Annotated in this window: 17 protein-coding genes; 5 read left to right on the top strand and 12 right to left on the bottom strand. The window is 48.4% G+C overall.

Features of this window, described 5'->3' with window-relative positions; all coding sequences use genetic code 11:
- Positions 1 to 15: 15 nt before the first annotated feature.
- The 7 genes from M0415_RS00370 to M0415_RS00340 all read right to left on the bottom strand — a co-directional run bounded on the left by M0415_RS00370 (position 16) and on the right by M0415_RS00340 (position 7,814).
- On the bottom strand, positions 16 to 831 hold the full coding sequence (locus M0415_RS00370) for an ABC transporter permease subunit (protein ID WP_011623664.1): 816 nt from the start codon (positions 829 to 831) through the stop codon (positions 16 to 18).
- Positions 828 to 1,733 (bottom strand): ABC transporter permease subunit, encoded by a 906-nt coding sequence (locus tag M0415_RS00365; protein ID WP_011623665.1) that lies wholly within the window; start codon positions 1,731 to 1,733, stop codon positions 828 to 830. The genes M0415_RS00370 and M0415_RS00365 overlap by 4 nt, the downstream gene beginning before the upstream one ends.
- The gene (gene potA, locus M0415_RS00360) at positions 1,730 to 2,866 is read right to left on the bottom strand and encodes a polyamine ABC transporter ATP-binding protein (protein WP_249556017.1); all 1,137 of its coding nucleotides are present in this window, start codon (positions 2,864 to 2,866) and stop codon (positions 1,730 to 1,732) included. The genes M0415_RS00365 and potA overlap by 4 nt, the downstream gene beginning before the upstream one ends.
- Before the next feature lie 159 nt (positions 2,867 to 3,025).
- Complete coding sequence (locus M0415_RS00355) at positions 3,026 to 4,126, bottom strand: polyamine ABC transporter substrate-binding protein (RefSeq protein ID WP_041408839.1); 1,101 nt, start codon at positions 4,124 to 4,126, stop codon at positions 3,026 to 3,028.
- Between the two features lie 617 nt (positions 4,127 to 4,743).
- Entirely contained in the window at positions 4,744 to 6,099 is a 1,356-nt protein-coding gene (locus M0415_RS00350; protein ID WP_011623668.1) for a glutamine synthetase family protein, read from the bottom strand.
- Between the two features lies 1 nt (position 6,100).
- A complete protein-coding gene (locus M0415_RS00345; RefSeq protein WP_011623669.1) occupies positions 6,101 to 6,862 on the bottom strand; it encodes a gamma-glutamyl-gamma-aminobutyrate hydrolase family protein in 762 nt (253 codons plus the stop codon).
- A 403-nt stretch (positions 6,863 to 7,265) separates the two neighbouring features.
- The gene (locus tag M0415_RS00340; protein ID WP_249556018.1) at positions 7,266 to 7,814 is read right to left on the bottom strand and encodes a cupin domain-containing protein; all 549 of its coding nucleotides are present in this window, start codon (positions 7,812 to 7,814) and stop codon (positions 7,266 to 7,268) included.
- Positions 7,815 to 8,048: 234 nt separating this feature from the next.
- Here M0415_RS00340 and M0415_RS00335 point away from each other — a divergent pair, with 234 nt between their 5' ends.
- Positions 8,049 to 9,356, top strand: a complete 1,308-nt coding sequence (locus tag M0415_RS00335) for an NAD(P)/FAD-dependent oxidoreductase (RefSeq protein ID WP_249556019.1) — start codon at positions 8,049 to 8,051, stop codon at positions 9,354 to 9,356.
- A gap of 44 nt (positions 9,357 to 9,400) precedes the next feature.
- On the opposite strand, the gene M0415_RS00330 is transcribed toward M0415_RS00335, so the two are convergent.
- From M0415_RS00330 to M0415_RS00315, 4 genes are all read right to left on the bottom strand, one after another.
- Positions 9,401 to 9,913, bottom strand: coding sequence for a DUF2937 family protein (locus tag M0415_RS00330; protein WP_249556020.1), 513 nt, complete (start codon positions 9,911 to 9,913; stop codon positions 9,401 to 9,403).
- 85 nt (positions 9,914 to 9,998) lie between these two features.
- Positions 9,999 to 10,856, bottom strand: a complete 858-nt coding sequence (locus tag M0415_RS00325; protein WP_249556021.1) for a sulfurtransferase — start codon at positions 10,854 to 10,856, stop codon at positions 9,999 to 10,001.
- A 145-nt stretch (positions 10,857 to 11,001) separates the two neighbouring features.
- A complete protein-coding gene (locus M0415_RS00320) occupies positions 11,002 to 11,424 on the bottom strand; it encodes a septal ring lytic transglycosylase RlpA family protein (protein WP_425383153.1) in 423 nt (140 codons plus the stop codon).
- Positions 11,425 to 11,560: 136 nt separating this feature from the next.
- Positions 11,561 to 13,057 carry an aldehyde dehydrogenase gene (locus M0415_RS00315; RefSeq protein WP_249556022.1) on the bottom strand — a complete coding sequence of 499 codons (1,497 nt, stop codon included), beginning with the start codon at positions 13,055 to 13,057 and terminating at the stop codon, positions 11,561 to 11,563.
- Positions 13,058 to 13,337: 280 nt separating this feature from the next.
- Here M0415_RS00315 and aptA point away from each other — a divergent pair, with 280 nt between their 5' ends.
- The 4 genes from aptA to M0415_RS00295 all read left to right on the top strand — a co-directional run bounded on the left by aptA (position 13,338) and on the right by M0415_RS00295 (position 17,510).
- The gene (gene aptA, locus M0415_RS00310) at positions 13,338 to 14,678 is read left to right on the top strand and encodes an omega-aminotransferase AptA (RefSeq protein ID WP_249556023.1); all 1,341 of its coding nucleotides are present in this window, start codon (positions 13,338 to 13,340) and stop codon (positions 14,676 to 14,678) included.
- A gap of 50 nt (positions 14,679 to 14,728) precedes the next feature.
- A complete protein-coding gene (locus tag M0415_RS00305; protein WP_011717940.1) occupies positions 14,729 to 16,219 on the top strand; it encodes a CoA-acylating methylmalonate-semialdehyde dehydrogenase in 1,491 nt (496 codons plus the stop codon).
- Positions 16,220 to 16,236: 17 nt separating this feature from the next.
- Entirely contained in the window at positions 16,237 to 16,602 is a 366-nt protein-coding gene (locus M0415_RS00300; RefSeq protein WP_041412730.1) for a cupin domain-containing protein, read from the top strand.
- 185 nt (positions 16,603 to 16,787) lie between these two features.
- On the top strand, positions 16,788 to 17,510 hold the full coding sequence (locus tag M0415_RS00295; RefSeq protein WP_249556024.1) for a TorF family putative porin: 723 nt from the start codon (positions 16,788 to 16,790) through the stop codon (positions 17,508 to 17,510).
- A gap of 64 nt (positions 17,511 to 17,574) precedes the next feature.
- On the opposite strand, the gene nagP is transcribed toward M0415_RS00295, so the two are convergent.
- Positions 17,575 to 18,873 carry an N-acetylglucosamine MFS transporter NagP gene (gene nagP, locus M0415_RS00290; protein ID WP_011717943.1) on the bottom strand — a complete coding sequence of 433 codons (1,299 nt, stop codon included), beginning with the start codon at positions 18,871 to 18,873 and terminating at the stop codon, positions 17,575 to 17,577.
- Between the last annotated feature and the right edge of the window lie 260 nt (positions 18,874 to 19,133).

The raw sequence follows: 19,133 nt of genomic DNA, 5'->3' as shown, positions 1-19,133 counted from the left end.
TTATAGCACCACTTATTAGTTCAGTGGCATACGCTCACGTTTTTCGGCGCGTCTTGCCATATACCATGACAAGAAGGCGATTAACGACACACATAGAATAATAAGTGTCGCCAAGGCGTTGATCTTAGGCGATACCCCCAAGCGCACCGAGGAGAACACCACCATAGGTAAGGTGGTCGCGCCAGGGCCTGAGGCAAAGCTTGCGATCACTAAGTCATCGAGTGACAGACTAAAGGATAACAACCAACCCGCCACTAATGCCGGTGAAATCATGGGCACAGTGATCAGGAAGAAGGTCTTAAGCGGCGTTGCGCCTAAATCCATTGCCGCCTCTTCGATTGACATGTCTAACTCACGCAATCTTGACGACACCACCACAGCCACATAGGCCGCGCAAAAGGTCGAGTGGGCAATCCAAACGGTCACCATGCCGCGCTCTTTCGGCCAACCTAAGAGATCCGCCATATGCACAAATAACAGTAGCAATGACAGACCCGTGATCACCTCAGGCATAACCAAAGGCGCAGTGATCATGTTCGACAGGGTGAGCTTGGCCCAAGAGCGCTTAAACCGCGTCATCACAAAGGCGGCCATAGTGCCGATAATCACCGCCATGGTTGAGCTGTAAAACGCAATCCGAAGGCTGGTCCACACCGCATCGAGAATTTGCTGATCGGCAAATAACTCACCGTACCATTTAGGTGAAAACCCGCCCCACACTGTCACTAACTTAGATTCGTTAAAAGAATAAATCACTAGGATCAACATAGGTGCGTACAAGAAGAACAAGCCGAACCACAGCATCACCGAAGAAAAACTCAGCTTTTTCATAGGTCTTTCTCCAAACTACGCGCCTGATAGCGATGGAATAAGGTAATAGGAATAATCAAGAGTGCCAGCATCACAATCGCCAGTGATGAGGCCACAGGCCAGTCACGGTTATTGAAGAATTCCTGCCACAGCACTTTACCTATCATCAGAGAATCTGGGCCGCCGAGCAGCTCAGGGATCACAAACTCCCCTACCGCAGGAATAAACACCAGCATAGAACCTGCAATCACCCCGCTCTTAGATAATGGGAAAGTGATTTTCCAGAAGGTATTTAAACGGCTCGACCCTAAGTCAGATGCAGCCTCAATCAGGCTCATATCTAACTTCACTAAGGTCGCGTACAGCGGCAAAATCATAAAGGGCAAATAGGCGTAGATAATCCCGATATAGACGGCGATGTTAGTGTTTAAGATTTGCAATGGCTCAGAAATGACTCCTAACCACATCAATGTGTTATTGATAATCCCCGTGTTACTTAAGATCCCCATCCAGGCATAAACGCGGATTAAGAACGAGGTCCAAGAAGGTAACATCACCAATAACAACAACACGGTTTGCAACCTTGCTGGCGCCCGGGCAATGGCATAGGCCATGGGATAACCAATGATCAAACAGCCAATGGTCGAAATGAGCGCCATTTTTAATGAACTGAGATACGCGGTGTAATACAGCGAATCATCGAGTAACATCAAATAGTTACCTAAATGCAGAAAGATGTTTAATACATCATCCGCATATTGGAAGGTCGCCTCGTAGGGCGGAATCGAAATCGCCGCCGTCGAAAAACTGATCTTAAGAACAATGGCAAAGGGCAAGGCGAAGAACAACAACAGCCAAGCATAGGGGAAGCTAATCGTCCAGAAACGTCCCTTAAGCCATTTTAGTTTTGACTTCATCTTCATGATCTTAACACCACGCCACTGGTGTCCTCCCAGCTGATGAACACTTCATCGTCCCATGTCGCATGGTCGGCACGGCGTTCACGGTTGGTCATACTGCATTGCACTATTTGGCCATTCTCGAGGCGAATGTAGTACACCGAAATGCCACCTAAGTAGGCGATGTCGTGCACTATACCCTTGGCCCAGTTGTACTCGCCCTCGGGTTGCTCACGGCTGATAATGGTTTTTTCGGGGCGTACCGCTAACCACACATGCTTTTCTTCGGCGCTGGTCGTTACCCCGTAACCCACATAGAAAGATTGAGCTAAGTCATTGGGTTTAATGATGAGATGGTCGACTTCGTCCACTTCAATCTCGCCGCCAAAGAGATTCACTGAACCGATAAATTCAGCAATCATGCGGCTGTTTGGACTCTCGTAAATGTCCATAGGTGAGCCAGTTTGAGCAATCCAACCGTCGCTCATAATCGAAATGCGGCCCGCCATGGTCATGGCTTCTTCCTGATCATGGGTCACCATTACACAGGTCACGCCAACACGCTCAAGAATTTCAACCACTTCTAACTGCATCTGAGTACGCAGCTTTTTATCCAGTGCACCCATAGGCTCATCGAGTAGCAATAATTTAGGACGTTTCGCGAGGGAGCGGGCTAACGCCACCCGCTGACGCTGACCACCGGAAAGCTGATGCGGCTTACGTTTGCCATATTGCTCCATATGCACCAACTTGAGCATTTCTTGCACCCTTTGCTCAATTTCCGCTTTGGGTAACTTATCTTGCTTTAAACCGAAGGCGATATTTTGCGCGACAGTCATATGGGGAAAGAGCGCATAAGACTGGAACATCATGTTGATGGGACGTTCGTAAGGTGGCAAATCGGTAATGTCTTCACCGTCGAGAAAAATCCGCCCAGAGGTCGGTCTCTCAAACCCCGCGAGCATACGCAATAAGGTCGACTTACCCGAGCCAGAGCCCCCAAGTAAAGCAAAAATCTCACCTTTATTAATCGTCAATGATACGTCGTCAACCGCGCGTACATCGTCGAACAATTTACTGACCCGCTCAATCTTAAGCAGGACTTTTTCTTGCGTCTTTGTAGTGGGTTTGTTGGTGACGCCCGAGGTGCTTGCCATAGTACTTCTCCACCCGAGTATTGATGCGATAATGCGTTCAATACTTGAGATTTACACAATGAATTAATGAATAGAGATAAAATCTGTAGGCCGAATGCTCAAGGAGCAAGGCAATGTCTGTGCGATTAAAAGGGGCAAGCAATGCTTGCCCCATCTCGATTATTGGCCAGACTTCACTTTGGTCCAGACGCGGGTTAATACGCGTTGGATTTTCAATGGACGGATTTCGCCAATATACAATTTATCCAACACTTCTTTTGGCGGATAAATCGCAGGGTCATTGCGAATAGCTTCATCTACTAAAGGCTGTGCTGGGTCGTTAGGGTTCGCATAAGCCACATAGTTAGAGATAGGCGCAATCACTTCAGGGCGAAGTAAGTAGTTGATAAGTTTGTGAGCATTTTCAACGTTAGCCGCATCCGCAGGGATAGCTAACATATCGAACCACAGGTTCGCGCCTTCTTTTGGAATCGAGTAACCAATCTTGTTACCGTTACCCGCTTCATCGGCACGGGCCGCAGCCTGGAATACGTCACCAGAGAAGCCGAATGCCACACAGATATCGCCGTTTGCGAGATCAGAGATATAGCGTGATGAGTGGAAATAAGTCACGTAAGGGCGAATTTTTTCGAGTAATTCACCTGCTTTTTCATAGTCTTCGGCTTTCGTGCTGTTAGGGTCAAGACCTAAGTAGATCATCGCCTGTGGCACCATATCATCAGCCGAATCCAGCATAGCAAAGCCACACTTAGAGATTTTTTCAGCATATTTTGGGTTAAAGATCAGCTCCATTGAATCAAATGGCGCATCTTCACCCACTGCGGCTTTCACTTTATCGATGTTGTAACCGATACCATTGGTACCCCAGAGGTAAGGTACGGCATATTGGTTACCAGGATCAGCCTTCTCTAACTGTTTCATCAGATCGGCATTGAGGTTTTTAAAGTTGCTGAGTTTAGAGCGGTCTAGCGGCTTGAATGCGCCAGCCTTAATTTGTTTAGCGAGGAAATGGTTTGATGGAACCACGATGTCGTAACCACTGCGGCCAGACAGTAACTTGGCTTCCAGCACTTCGTTACTATCAAACACATCGTAAATCACCCGAATGCCCGTTTCTTTCTTGAAGTTTTCTAAGGTATCTTCCGCGATATAATCAGACCAGTTATATACGCGCACTACTTCTTCAGCTTGGGCAGCAACGCTTGCGAGGGCGCCCGCGGTTACTAAAGCCAAAGTCGTCATCTTATTAAATAGCTTCATGCTTTCTCCTTTCTCGGGTAGCAGAATTGCCTTTAACAATTCTGAAATTGTGTCACCGACCATCTGCTCGGTTATTGTTGTTATTCTCGACCAATGCTACACCTTAAAAACCGCATCGGCAGTCTCTACAGCACCATAATGCCTTCATCTCTAGGTGGCTGCAATTGATGGGAGTATCAGATTTCATGCCAAATTTGTCGATTTACACACTTGCATTAACAAGCAATAAAACAGACTAGATATTTGTACGCCCTACATCTTGCAACATTAAGACAAATGCCTCAAGCCCCTAGAAAAACCGCTGAAACCATCTCAGGAAAAACTCTTTTTAAGCTTAACTAACAGTAAGTTATAAAACGCTTATTTCAATCAAATTTATGCACACGCTACCAAGGTACAAAATCATCATCACTTTGAGTTCATTGAATGGGATTTCACACCGCAACTCAGTAACCGTAAAGCATACGTAAGCATTTCAATTTAAAAGCGCTCTGCACCAAAGTTAAGCAAACTCACCAAATTAGTGCAGAGCATTTTTGCTGATTGTTCAAATATTCCCGCTATCTTGACCCTAAATCCGTTAAGGCCGTGACAGTTTTGAACAAAAACAGTGCAAATTACACACTGAGTAACAGGAACTCACGCTCCCACGAACTCACAACACGGCGGAAGTTTTCAAGCTCGGCCTGTTTAACCGCCACAAAGCCGGTGGTAAAGGCTTCACCTAAATATTCCTTACAGGCATCACTCTCTTCCATCGCCGCTAACGCTTCCTCTAAGGTTAACGGCAGACAATGTGGATTGTTGCTACGGCTTTCGTTCGATTTACCCTGCACTGGTGTTGAAGGTTTTAACCCTTCCACCATACCGATGTAACCGCAGAGTAAGCTCGCAGCTATGGCTAAATAGCAGTTTGCATCAGCCCCTGGAATACGGTTTTCAATGCGGCGGTTTTGCGGTGAAGATTCAGGAATACGCAGACCGCAGGTTCTGTTCTCAACGCCCCATTCCAAGTTAACTGGCGCAGAGGTGCCCGGTAAGAAACGGCGGAACGAGTTGGCATTGGGCGCCATTAATGGCAAGAGTTCAGGAATAAATTTTTGTAAACCAGCGATATAGCTTAGGAATAATGGGCTTTGAGTTCCGTCTTCATTGGTGAAGATGTTTTTGCCCGTCTCCTTATTAATCACGCTTTGATGAATGTGCATCGCACTGCCTGGCTCATCGGTGACAGGTTTGGCCATAAAGGTGGCGCACACATTATGCTTTAATGCCGCCTCACGCAGGGTACGCTTAAATACAAACACCTGATCCGCAAGAGATAATGGATTACCGTGGCTGAAATTAATCTCCATTTGCGCAGGGCCGTCTTCGTGGATCAGCGTATCGATATCTAACCCTTGCAGCTCGCACCAGTCATACATATCTTCGAAAAGCGGATCGTATTCGTTAGCCGCATCAATCGAGAAAGACTGACGCCCTGCTTCTGGCCTGCCTGAGCGACCAATAGGTGGCTTAAGGGGTAAATCGTGGTCATCGCTACGGCTGGTGAGATAAAACTCCATCTCAGGTGCAATGACTGGCTCCCAGCCTTTTTGCTCGTAGAGCGAAAGCACTTTCTTCAATACGTTACGTGGCGATAATTCGATGGGATTGCCCATTCTGTCGTAGCAATCGTGGATCACTTGCGCCGTCGCTTCAATGGTCCAAGGCAACATAAACACCGCATTTTCATCGGGAACACAGACAAAATCGATATCCGCATCGTCGAGTAAGCTGTAATAAATATCATCGTCGACAAAGTCACCTGTTACGGTTTGCAGCAACACGCTTTCGGGTAAGCGCATGCCTTTTTCGTCGAGGAACTTATCCACTGGGGCAATTTTTCCGCGGGCGATACCTGTCATATCGCTGATAACACATTCGACTTCTGTGATTTTTCGTTCTTTTAAAAAAGCGATTAGCTTATTCATTTTATTTCACTCGAGTTGTAGCCCTACGACGGCACGCATCACCAAAAGCATTGAATATAGAGAGGAAAAATGGGTTTTCACTCACCTTCCATTCAGGATGCCATTGCACACCTAGGGCAAATTCATTTGCGTCTATAACGGAGAAGGCCTCCACTAGACCATCTGGAGCATAAGCTTCTGGCCGCAACCCAATCCCAAGACGCTCCACGCCCTGAGTATGTACAGAGTTTACCTCTGCCGAGTTACGGCCCCAGGCCTCGTAAATGACCCCCCCAGGCTCCACAGTGATACTGTGGGATGGCCCATATTGCACCTCTAACGAGGCCTCTTTATCTTCTCTGTGTTCAATAAAACCGCCCACTTCGTGCAACTTCTGATGCAAACTGCCACCAAACGCCACGTTCATCTCTTGAAAGCCACGACAAATCCCAAGCACAGGCACACCCGCCGCAATGGCCGCACGGATGAGCGGTAAAGTGGTGGCATCGCGTTTGGGATCGTGGTGAGTACCGACTTCACTCGGTTCACCCGCATAGAGATGGGGTTCAACATTCGAAGGCGAACCGGTAAAGAGAATGCCATCGAGACTTGCCAGAATCGCCTCTATAGGTTGTTCAGCACCTAATGAGGGGATCACTAAGGGCCAGCCCTTAGCACCATTCACTACACCTAAGAGGTATTTTTCACCAACAATATTAAAGGGATGTGATCCCAATTGTTGATTACACGCAATAACACCAATAAGGGGCAACTCGACAGACATAACTCACCTTCACCTTGAATGACTGCATAATGAACATGTTAAGTTTTAATGTTCATTTTTTCACACAGTACACCGAAATTTAACCTCAGGCAAGAGGTTAAACACTTGTTAATGATCGTTTAGTTGCAAGACAGCATTTTGGGATGTAATACAGGAAATTAGGGGGTATTGTGTTGCCTAAGGGTAACAGAATCGGCTTATAGCGGTTGTTTTGGATGAAAATCAGGCAAAGATAAACAGCGCTGATTTAGGTTCATTTGAATAATATTATTTACACTTTGAATAATATTTTGTAATCCAAAGCCAATTTGAGATGAGGTTGATAAGGGGAAATGTCAGGATTGCGCCATCCTAGACAACCTAGGACAGCGCTATAGGATTAGCTATGTGACTGGCTATGCAATTAGAAATTCGCTGGCGTTGTTGCACTGACCAGTCGACAGGGTTCATCGAAAGGGTTACGAAATCTATGGGGTAACTCACTGTTAAAGTAGTAACTATCACCCGCTTCTAAGATATATACCTCGTCGCCAACGGTCAGTTCGAATTTACCTTCGATCACCATGGCCGCCTCTTCACCTTCGTGTTTCAGCATTTCCTCGCCCGTATCCGAACCCGGTGGATAGGTTTCACTCATCACCGACATGGCACGATTGGGAAAGTCACGGCCAATCAACTTAAATTCTAACGGCCCAGTACCTATATCGAGGAGTTCATCGGAGCGATAAACCACTTTTTGCTCACTCTCAATCGAGGCTTCAATCGAGAAAAAATCCACTAAAGACAGAGGGATACCCGACAGTACCTTTTTCAAAGAACTGACGGATGGGCTAACACTGTTTTTTTCGATCATTGAAATCGTACTGTTAGTCACACCAGCACGCTTAGCCAGCTCACGCTGGGATAAGCCCTTCATTTTTCGAACAGTTCTGAGACTGGCTCCAATATCCAAATTTCGCATCTCCCCAAAGGATCGGTTGTCCCGATAGATGAAGAACAGGTTGTTCAGGATAAACATCATCCCAAACACATTTTAGCCCTAAAAGCGTGAGTTTAATCGCTTCCATTGTATTCTATCTAAAAAGTGTGTTAAATAAAATGCACACTTTTTAGCAGTATCACAAAAGTGTGATGAGTATACTGGGACAAGCCCAATTTACAATAAAAACAATTTTTTGGAGCTCAAATGACCACCAAACCTCCTGTCCATAGTGAACAATATCCCCAGTCTTATTATGTTGATACTGCAAAAGAAATTTACGACCATCCCCAACTTGAGGGCCAGGTAAGCACCGACGTTTGCATTATCGGCGGTGGTTTCAGCGGTATTAACACGGCTATCGAACTGCGGCAAAAGGGCCTAAACGTTGTGCTACTCGAGGCCAAGCGCATTGGCTGGGGCGCCTCAGGGCGTAATGGTGGCGAGCTGATCCGCGGTATTGGCCATGATCCTGCGCAATTTATCAATGAGATAGGCCAAGAAGGCGTGAGCGCCATTGAACAGATGGGGTTTGAAGCGGTAGAGATTGTACGAAATCGGATACAGACCCATCACATCGATTGCGACTTACAAATGGGCTATTGCGATTTGGCGGTTAAACCTCGGCATATGCTCGAACTAGAACAAGAGTTCGACCACCTTAAACGCCTTGGATATCAGCATGAAATCAAACTATTAACTCAGTCTCAGCTCGGAGACGTTATCGGCTCAGACTTTTACCAAGGCGCCCTAGTCGACATGGGCAGCGGCCATTTACATCCGCTGAATTTGGCCTTGGGCGAGGCTCGTGTTGCCCGAGAATTGGGCGCTCAATTATTTGAATACAGCGCCGCAGAAAAGATTATTCCTGGGGATAAACCGCGAGTATTAACGGCAAAAGGCGAAGTGACTTGCCAATATGTCGTGCTGGCGGGCAACGCTTATATAGGCCATAAACTGAATAGCTACATCGGCGGTAAAGTGCTGCCCGCGGGGAGCTACTTGCTTGCAACAGAGCCACTGACAGAAGCGCAATGCCAAAGCATTATCCCGCAAAATATGGCCTTTGCAGATATGCGAATCGCCTTAGATTACTTCCACTTATCGGCGGATAGACGCTTACTCTTCGGCGGACTTTGTACTTATTCAGGCAAAGATCCTAAGGATATTGAAGCAGCGCTCAGGCCGAACCTTGAGACGGTATTCCCACAGTTAAAAGGCGTACGCATAGATTACGAATGGGGCGGCATGATAGGCATTGGTGCCAACCGTATGCCGCAAATCGGTCGCCTACCCGATGCGAGCAATATTTTTTACGCCCAAGCCTACGCAGGCCACGGCGTAAATGCCACCCATATGGCGGCCAAACTGCTCGCCGAAGCCATATGTCAGCAGGCGGGATACTTTGATGTGTTTGCCAAAATCAAGCATATGACCTTCCCCGGCGGCCCCACATTCCGCTCGCCTATGCTGGCGGCGGGTATGTTGTACCACAGGTTTAAGGACTTATTCTGAGATTTGCCCTGCCGTTGGATAAGCGAGCAAGCTATCCAACGACACTAAATGGCGCGGGCTAATTTAATCCGCCTACGGCGCCTTGCCCACAGAATAAAGGGCAGTGAGCCAAAATAATGGACTATTAGCGCCACCAGCACGCCAAAGCCAATCCCACTGGTGGTTAACGGGATGCCAGGCTTAAAGTTAACTATGGTTTGCTGTAAATATTCAAAACGAGCAGGATTGAACATATAGGCGGTTTTCTCGAAGAGATTCCCCTGCGCAAAGGTCTGCATTCCCTGCTGCAGAGCTTGATACAAGTCTAGCGTCTGGCGCTTTTGCTCGGCATCCGCCCTGACGCTAGGCTCCTCGTTTTGCAAATGGCGGGCAATCATGGTTTCTACATCGCCGTAGTGATATTCCTTCGCTGTGGCCTCGTAGCCCTCAACTTGCCATTGAGTCGAGGTATAGAGCCCCGCCAAAAATTGCTGATAATGATCGGCTAATTGGGGAAGTTGCAGCGCCATCACTAAGATAAAGCCGAAGATCAGCTTATCAAACAATCGAGTTAACATGGCAAACTCCTTGATAAGTCAAAGGATATATCACTGCCAATGGAGTGCTGCTGGTTATCCTGCTTAGCACTCCTGCTATCAGCGCTTATTGCGCTATGGGTAAATCGCTGCGACTGCCCCAGTCTGCCCACGAGCCATCGTAAAGCACAGCATCGGCATGACCAGAAGCAATCGACGCTAAGATTAAGATACAGGCGGTAATGCCCGAGCCACAGCTGAAAATCCTTAACGGTTTATCGCCAGCAAGCTCTTGAAACAGGGTTTGTAATTCGGCCGAACTTTTGATTTTGAAGCCATCGAGCACCTCTGTAAAAGGTAAATTAACCGAATGGGGAATATGTCCACTACGCACACCTGGGCGTGGCTCACTCACTTGACCTAAAAAGCGCGCGGCGCCGCGGGCATCGATAATCGCGCTGCCGCTATCATCAAGCTTGGCGAACACGGCCTCGGCATCCATCACCTTGGCAGGCTGATATTCCAAAACGGCAGTGAGTTCCTCACTATCGCTTGCACCATAATCTATTCCTTCTTCCTGATAGCGTGATGAGGTGACCCTGTCTTCAGCCATCCATTGGGGTAAACCACCGTCGAGCACATACACACGGTGAAATCCCATCACCTTGAATATCCACCAAGCGCGCGGAGAAGAATAAATCCCTTGATTATCATAGATAACCACCACGCTTTGCGGGTCTATTCCGAGCTTAGCAATGCCTTCTACAAACTGTTCAAACCTTGGTAAGGCGTGGATTTGAGAAGAGGTTTTATCGCAAAAATCCGTTTCGACATCAAAGCGCCTCGAGCGCGGAATGCACACAGGTTCGGAATAGAGGATAGGCTCTTTGCCCAACACCACGGCCATGCTGGCATCGAGTAACACGAGATCTGGCGAGGTGAGCTGCTCTTCGAGCCATTGAGTACTCACGAGAGGATATTCCATTGGCTGTCCTTATTCTGATTTCTAACTGGGATAATGACTTATCAGCCTAGGTTTTGCTGCACATGCTAAAACCCAAGCACTATTCAAACCATTCAAACCGATACTGTTTTGGTAAAGCACACATGGCAAGCTCATAGAGAGTCGATTACTGACTCGTGGCTTGAATCACTTCAATTTTGACATCCAGTAAACCCGCCGAAGTATTGCCTATGCTGCTAAATGCGGATTTGGACAAATCTATAATTCGGCCCCGCACGAAAGGCCCCCTGTCGTTGACCTTAACCACAACCGTTTTACCATTCTTAAGATTGGTGACTTTAACCACTGAACCAAAAGGAATTTCCTTATGGGCGGCCGTTTTTAATTTATGGTTATAACGCTCACCGCTGGCGGTTTTCTTATTTTGATGTTTATCGCCGTAGAAAGAGGCTTGGCCAGACTCAGTAAACCCCTGCCAGCTTCCCGAATGGGTAGAAGAACACCCCGACAAGGCCAAGGTGGCTAGCAGCATTAAGGTCAAAGATAAGTATTTGAGACTCACAGAACATCCCTTAGCAAATGAGTTCATCATCCGAGCAATGTACAGCAAAAATCCCCAAGAGGCACCCTTGCGCCACTTTATCCATTTAATTAGAGGGTTAACCAGAAAAAAGAAAGCCTCTTTCGCATCGGCGTAAAGAGGCTTGAGAGGGAGTCAGAACGACTTAGAGGGCTATCCAAGTCGCCTTGATTTCAGTGTACTTGTCGAAGGAGTGCATGGATTTATCACGGCCATTGCCCGACTGTTTATAACCACCGAAAGGCGCCGTCATATCGCCGCCATCATAATGATTAATCCACACCATTCCCGAGCGCAGCGCCTTGGCGGTTTTGTGTGCCTTGCTGATATCCGCCGTCCACACCCCTGCCGCTAAGCCGTAAATGGTGTCATTGGCGATCGCAATCGCCTCTTCCATGCCATTGAATTCAATGACAGATAACACAGGGCCAAAGATTTCCTCGCTGGCGATTTTCATCTTGTTGTGTACTTGGCTAAAGATAGTGGGCTGTACATATACGCCGCCCGTTTCGGCCAGTACTTGCTGTCCACCATGGACTAAACTCGCGCCTTCGTCTTGGCCCACCTTGATATAGCTTAAGATGGTATCTAATTGCTGCTTATCGACCACAGCGCCGCTGACGGTAGCGGGATCCAGCGGATGCCCAGGCTGCCATGAGGCCAGTTCTTCGGCGATCAGTGAAATCAATTGGTCTTTAACCCCAGACTCCACCAGCAAACGCGAGCCCGCGGTACAGACTTCACCTTGGTTAAAAGCAATGGCTTCGGCCGCCGCCACCGCCGCAGCTTTAAGATCGGGCGCATCGTTAAATACAATGTTCGGGCTCTTACCGCCAGCCTCAAGCCACACCCGCTTCATATTCGATTCGCCCGCATAAATCATTAATTGCTTAGCGATTTTTGTTGAGCCAGTAAAGACTAAAGTATCCACATCCATATGCAACGCCAGCGCCTTACCGACCGTATGCCCATAACCCGGCAATACGTTTAGCACGCCCTTAGGGATCCCTGCCTGCACCGCAAGCTCGGCGATACGAATGGCCGTTAAGGGGGATTTCTCTGAGGGTTTTAGAATAACACTGTTACCCGTCGCCAGTGCTGGCCCCAGCTTCCAACAGGCCATCAATAACGGGAAGTTCCAAGGCACAATCGCCGCCACCACACCTACGGGTTCGCGGGTGATCATACCGATTTCATTATGTGCCGTCGGCGCCAGCTCGTCGTAGAGTTTATCAACGGCTTCACCCGACCAACGGATAGCACGGGCGGCACCGGCAATATCTACCGCCTTTGAAAAACGGATAGGCTTACCCATGTCCAAGGTTTCTAACAGGGCGAGTTCATTGGCATTTTCCTCCAATAACTCGGCAAAACGGATCATCACTTGCTTACGTTTAACGGGGGCAGTCTTTGACCACACGCCTGATTCAAACACCTCACGGGCATTAGCGACGGCAATATTGGCGTCCATTTGATCGCAACTGGCGACCTTGGCTAATACGCGTCCGTCGATCGGGCTGACACAGTCAAAGGTACTGCCCGCTGCCGCATCGCGGTATTCGCCATTGATATAAGCCTTGCCATTGATTGCTAGGCTAGCAGCGAGGCTTTCCCAATCACTCCGTTTTTTAGGTGTACTCATGATGACCTCTTAATCGTTTGTATTTGTTTATTTTAGCTTTATTGGGATGAGGGCTATCTCGACGGCCAAATGCCAAAGATGACCTAAGTCGTTAACTGCTGCTTAGATTACGCTGTTCAATCATTAATATTCAATATTTTTTACAAAAATAGCATTTTTGCCACAAATAACTGCACACACCTCTTCCATGTTCATTATTTCTAACATAGCATAGCAAATATTAGCCACTCTTAACGAAGACCTGACCTCATTTAACAAGGAAAAGGACAAGGTAAACACTATGGCCGATTCACCCTACAACACAACGCATGAGCATCCTTCCCTCGAACATTATTGGATGCCCTTTACCGCCAACCGCCAGTTTAAAGCCAGCCCTCGCCTGCTCGCCCAAGCAGAAGGCATGTACTACACGGATATCAATGGCAACAAGGTATTAGACTCAACGGCTGGCTTGTGGTGTTGTAACGCCGGCCATGGACGCCGTGAGATCAGCGAAGCCGTCAGCAAGCAAATTCGCGAGATGGATTACGCACCGTCCTTCCAAATGGGTCATCCCCTCGCCTTCGAACTCGCCGAACGGTTAACTGAACTCAGTCCTGAAGGACTCAATAAAGTCTTCTTTACCAACTCGGGATCAGAGTCCGTCGATACCGCGCTTAAAATGGCACTCTGTTACCACAGAGCTAATGGCCAAGCGTCACGCACTCGCTTTATTGGCCGTGAGCTGGGCTACCATGGCGTAGGATTTGGCGGCATTTCAGTGGGGGGCTTGAGCAATAACCGTAAAGCCTTTAGTGGCCAACTGCTACAAGGCGTGGATCACCTGCCCCACACCTTAGATATTCAAAATTCAGCCTTTAGCCGTGGCTTGCCTAGCCTTGGTGCGGAAAAAGCCGAAGTATTAGAACAACTCGTCACACTCCACGGCGCCGAGAATATTGCCGCCGTCATCGTTGAACCTATGTCGGGTTCGGCGGGGGTGATTTTACCACCACAAGGTTACTTAAAGCGTCTACGGGAAATCACCAAAAAATACGGCATCCTGTTGATTTTTGATGAAGTAATTACCGCTTTTGGCCGCGTAGGTGCCGCCTTTGCCAGCCAGCGCTGGGGCGTTATCCCCGACATAATCACTACGGCCAAGGCCATCAATAATGGCGCAATTCCAATGGGCGCCGTGTTTGTGCAGGATTTTATTCACGATACCTGTATGCAAGGCCCTACCGAACTCATCGAGTTTTTCCACGGCTATACCTATTCAGGCCATCCAGTAGCAGCAGCTGCTGCGCTCGCCACGCTGTCCATCTATGAAAACGAACAGCTATTTGAACGCAGCTTCGAACTTGAGCGTTATTTCGAGGATGCCGTTCATAGTCTCAAAGGTTTGCCGAATGTGATTGATATCCGCAACACTGGATTGGTCGCAGGGTTCCAACTCGCGCCGAATAGCCAAGGCGCGGGCAAACGCGGTTACAGCGTGTTCGAGCATTGTTTCCATCAAGGCACGCTCGTGCGGGCGACGGGCGATATTATCGCCATATCCCCACCGTTAATCGTAGAGAAACATCAAATAGACCAAATAGTTAACAGCCTAAGCGATGCAATTCACGCCGTAGGATGATGCACAATTTTTTATCTAATGCCCAAATTGGGGCAATTGAAAGGTTACCTATGCTGACAATGACTCATTATGTGAATGGCGAACACACCGCCGCCAGTACAAGAAGCCAAGAGATTTTCGAACCTGCGACGGGAGAATGCCGAGGTCAGGTCTCCCTCGCGAGTCGCGACGAAGTCTCTGCCGCCATTGCTATCGCCAAATCGGCCTTCGACACTTGGTCACAGGTAACGCCCCTCAATCGTGCTCGTGTGCTATTTAAGTTTAAGGCGCTGGTCGAGCAACATATGGATGAGCTGGCGCAGCTGATTACCTTAGAGCACGGCAAAGTGCTCGATGACGCCCGAGGAGAACTCATCCGTGGTCTCGAAGTCGTCGAATTTGCCTGTGGTATCCCACACTTGCTCAAAGGGGAACATACGGAGCAGGTCGGCGGTGGCGTCGACGCTTGGTCGGTCAATCAAGCTTTAGGTGTTGTCGCAGGCATAGCGCCCTTTAACTTCCCCGTGATGGTTCCCATGTGGATGTTCCCAATCGCGATTGCCTGCGGTAACACCTTTATTATGAAGCCGTCGGAGAAAGACCCAAGCGCAGTCATGCGCATTGCGGAATTACTCACGCAGGCAGGGCTTCCCGCTGGGGTATTTAACGTAGTCAACGGTGATAAAGAGGCCGTCGATACCCTGCTCAGCCATGAAGATATTCAAGCCGTCAGCTTTGTCGGTTCAACGCCAATCGCCGAGTATATCTACAGCACCGCATCTAAACACGGTAAACGGGTGCAAGCCCTCGGCGGCGCGAAAAACCATATGCTACTGATGCCGGATGCAGATTTAGATCAAGCAGTAAGTGCCCTCATGGGCGCCGCCTATGGCAGCGCGGGCGAGCGTTGTATGGCCATTTCAGTGGTATTGGCCGTAGGGGATGTGGGCGACAAGCTAGTCGATAAATTATTACCGCAAATTCAACAGTTAAAAGTGGGCAATGGCCTCACCCCAGAGATGGAAATGGGGCCGTTGATCTCCCGCCAACACCTCGCCAAAGTCACGGAATTTGTCGACGCTGGCGTTAAAGAAGGTGCGACCTTAGTGGTGGACGGTCGCCAGTTAACCGTTGCCGACCATCAGCAGGGGTACTTCTTAGGTGCCTGTTTATTCGATAACGTCACCCCCGAGATGCGTATTTATCGCGAAGAAATCTTCGGCCCAGTGCTGTCGATTGTGCGGGTTAAAGACTATGCCAGCGCACTGGCGCTTATCAACCAACATGAATTTGGCAATGGCACCGCCATCTTTACCCAAAGCGGTGAGGCCGCCAGACATTTTTGCCACCATGTGCAGGTGGGTATGGTGGGCGTTAACGTGCCCATCCCTGTGCCTATGGCCTTCCACTCCTTCGGTGGCTGGAAACGTTCGCTCTTTGGTCCCCTGCATATGCATGGCCCTGACGGGGTACGTTTTTATACCAAACGTAAAGCCATCACGGCACGCTGGCCCGTAGGCAAACAGACTCAAGCTGAGTTTGTTATGCCCACCATGAAATAACTTCGACTGGAGCCAATATAACAATGAGCATCACGTCGATCATTCGCTTTGCTAGCGCACAGTCGCCGATGGAAAGTTACCAAGTTGCCCCAGAAAAGCGCATCTCTGGTAATCCCACCCAGCAATTACAGAATCATTACTCTAGTCCCTGTAATCAATTCCACAGTGGAATTTGGCAAAGCGAATCAGGTGCTTGGAAAATCAACTACACTGAATACGAGTATTGCGAGATCCTCGAAGGGACCAGCGTCATCACAGATCTTGAGGGGCAGTCACAAACCTTCACTGTCGGCGACCGATTTATTATTCCTGCGGGGTTCCAAGGGCAGTGGCAAGTTGTAGAGCCCTGCCGCAAGGTTTATGTCATCTTCGAACAAAAGTGAGTTTCATAGGGGGTGCTTTTTGCCTCGATTAACCAAGCTAAAGCAATTTAGCTTAACTCGCCATGAGGTCACAGCTACGGGGTTTCCTGGGTTGTTGTTTGGCAAAGCAACGAATGTACTAGCCTGTTTTAAAAGCTAAAAGAACTTAGTACATCCGTGTCAATCAAGAAAATGGGAGAAATACCGTGAATAACAACCTAAATAAAAAACGGCTGGCACAAGTTGTTGGGCTCGCGCTGACGACCAGCTTATTCTCCGGCATTGCCGCCGCAGAAGTGTCGGGGGAAATTAGCGTAACCAATGATTATCGCTTCCGTGGCATCTCGCAAACCGCGGGCGACCCTGCGGTTCAAGGCGGTGTCGATTGGAGTTTTGAGTCGGGCTTCTCGGTCGGTGCCTGGGCCAGTAATGTCGACTTTGATGAGCCTGGTTATAACGGTCCAGATATCGAGTACGACTTCTATGTTGCCTACGGCGGTGACATCAATGATAACGTTAGCTACGACGTGACACTCAACCGCTATAACTATTCGGGTGAGAGTGACCTCGGCTATTTCGAAGTCACAGCTGGCGTCGAGTTTAGCGGCTTTCGCGTAGCCTATTGGTACACCAATGATTACGGTGGCAGCGATTTAGATTATCACTACGGCGAAATCAATTACTCCTATGAGTTTGTTGAAAACTGGAACCTCGAACTGCATTACGGCTACAACGTAGGCGATGCCTTAGACGATGGTGAAGGCTTTGATAGCTATTCGGATTATTCCGTTGGCGTATCCACCGAATTTATGGGATTTGGCCTATCCCTCGCTTGGCTTGGAACCGACTTGAGCGGCGATCAGAAAGTCTCTGACGGCGTGTGGAAAAACGACGATACCGTATTAGCAACAGTCAGCTACGCCTTCTAATTAATCCCCAGCAAATAGCAAAAAGCCCTCTGTTGAGGGCTTTTTTACATCGCGTGATAGCCGATTACCAGTGACGCATCTTATGGCCTTTTACGGCATAGAAGAGAATAAACAGGTAGCAAGGTAACATCACCATATAACCGCCCTGCTGCCCCATATCGGTAGCCGAACTCGTGAGTCCCCAAAACAGTGGCCCGAAAGCACCACCCGCAATCCCCATGATGAGTAATGCCGAACCTGTGCTGGTGAGCTTACCTAAACCCGACAGCGCCAGAGGCCACACCGCAGGCCAAACAATCGCATTGGCTAATCCTAAGAAGGCAATGAAGAGTAAGGTATCAGGCAAGGCCACACCGCCAAAAGGCACTAACAGCGCATTGGCAATCGCGTAGGAATTATTATCCCCAAACAGTATGGCTAAGGTCAGTAATAGGCCAAGAATCGCCGAAATCATCAGTGCCGTGGGCTGAGAGATAAAGCGAGGGATCAAGATAATGCCTAAGGTATAACCCAGAACCATACACACCATAGTGTAGGAGGTCATCACGCCGTAATGCTCAACCCCTAGCGATAAGGCGAAGGTACCGATAGTATCGCCAGCAATCACCTCAACCGCCACGTAGACAAATAGCGCGATAACGCCAAATGCGAGGTTAGGATGGGACAAGGCAGCCTTGATTTGTCCTTTATCTGTGTGCTCGGCCACTTCATCTTCATTGGATAATTCTGGCAGAGGTGATTTTTTAACAGCAAGCGCCAACACCCCAATAAAGATTGCCATACCGAGGTAAGGGAAAACCAAGCTGTTTGCCATTTCATCAATTTGCACTTGGGTTAACGTAGTGCCAATGCGGTCTTTAAAGCTATCTAGAATCAAAGCAGAGAAAACTAACGGCGCTATCACTCCCGCACCTTTATTCAAAATGCCCATCACGCTGACGCGGGCCGCGGCAGACTCTTCAGGCCCAAGGCGAACCACGTAGGGGTTTACTGCCGTTTGTAGCAGGGTTTGGCCTGTGCCCATCACTAATTGTGCACATAAAAACAGGCCGAATATTTGGGTCTTAGCCGCAGGAATAAATAATAGGCCGGCGAGCATCATGATGCCCATCCCCAGTGCCATACCATTTTTATAACCGACTTTACGAATAACCCACGCCGAGGGCAACGCGGTAAAAGTCACCGCAATGTAGAAAGAGAACAGGATTAATGAGGCCTGGAAGGGATTGAGTTGCAAAATTTGTTTTAAATAGGGCATCAAAGATCCATTCAACCAAGTTGCGAATCCGAGGATGAAAAAGAGTGCTGCCACTATCGCCATGGGGAGAAAACTGCTTTTCTGCTGGCTTTTATCGAGTGTCATTTCCATAAACCTGCTTCTTATAGTAATTAATTTTTAAGGTGATGGCGGGACTAAAAACCGCTGAGTATTCCGCACATCCGTATCGCAACTCGTCTGCAATGGCTAATGTTATCATCCAAACGCACCATTGTTTCAGTGATGTTAAAACAAACAACGCAAAAAGACAACGCTGTCATTTTGCGATTTAGTCCGCAAAATGGCCCTATTTGCCCCAGAATGAGCCATAAACACTGAGTTAACCGCTGATTTACAACCAAAGA

The sequence above is a fragment of the Shewanella sp. 10B genome (genome assembly GCF_023475885.1).
GTDB classification, from domain to species: domain Bacteria; phylum Pseudomonadota; class Gammaproteobacteria; order Enterobacterales; family Shewanellaceae; genus Shewanella; species Shewanella mangrovisoli.
Note: the sequence above shows the minus strand (reverse complement) of the source record. Positions and strands in the feature narration are given on the sequence as shown.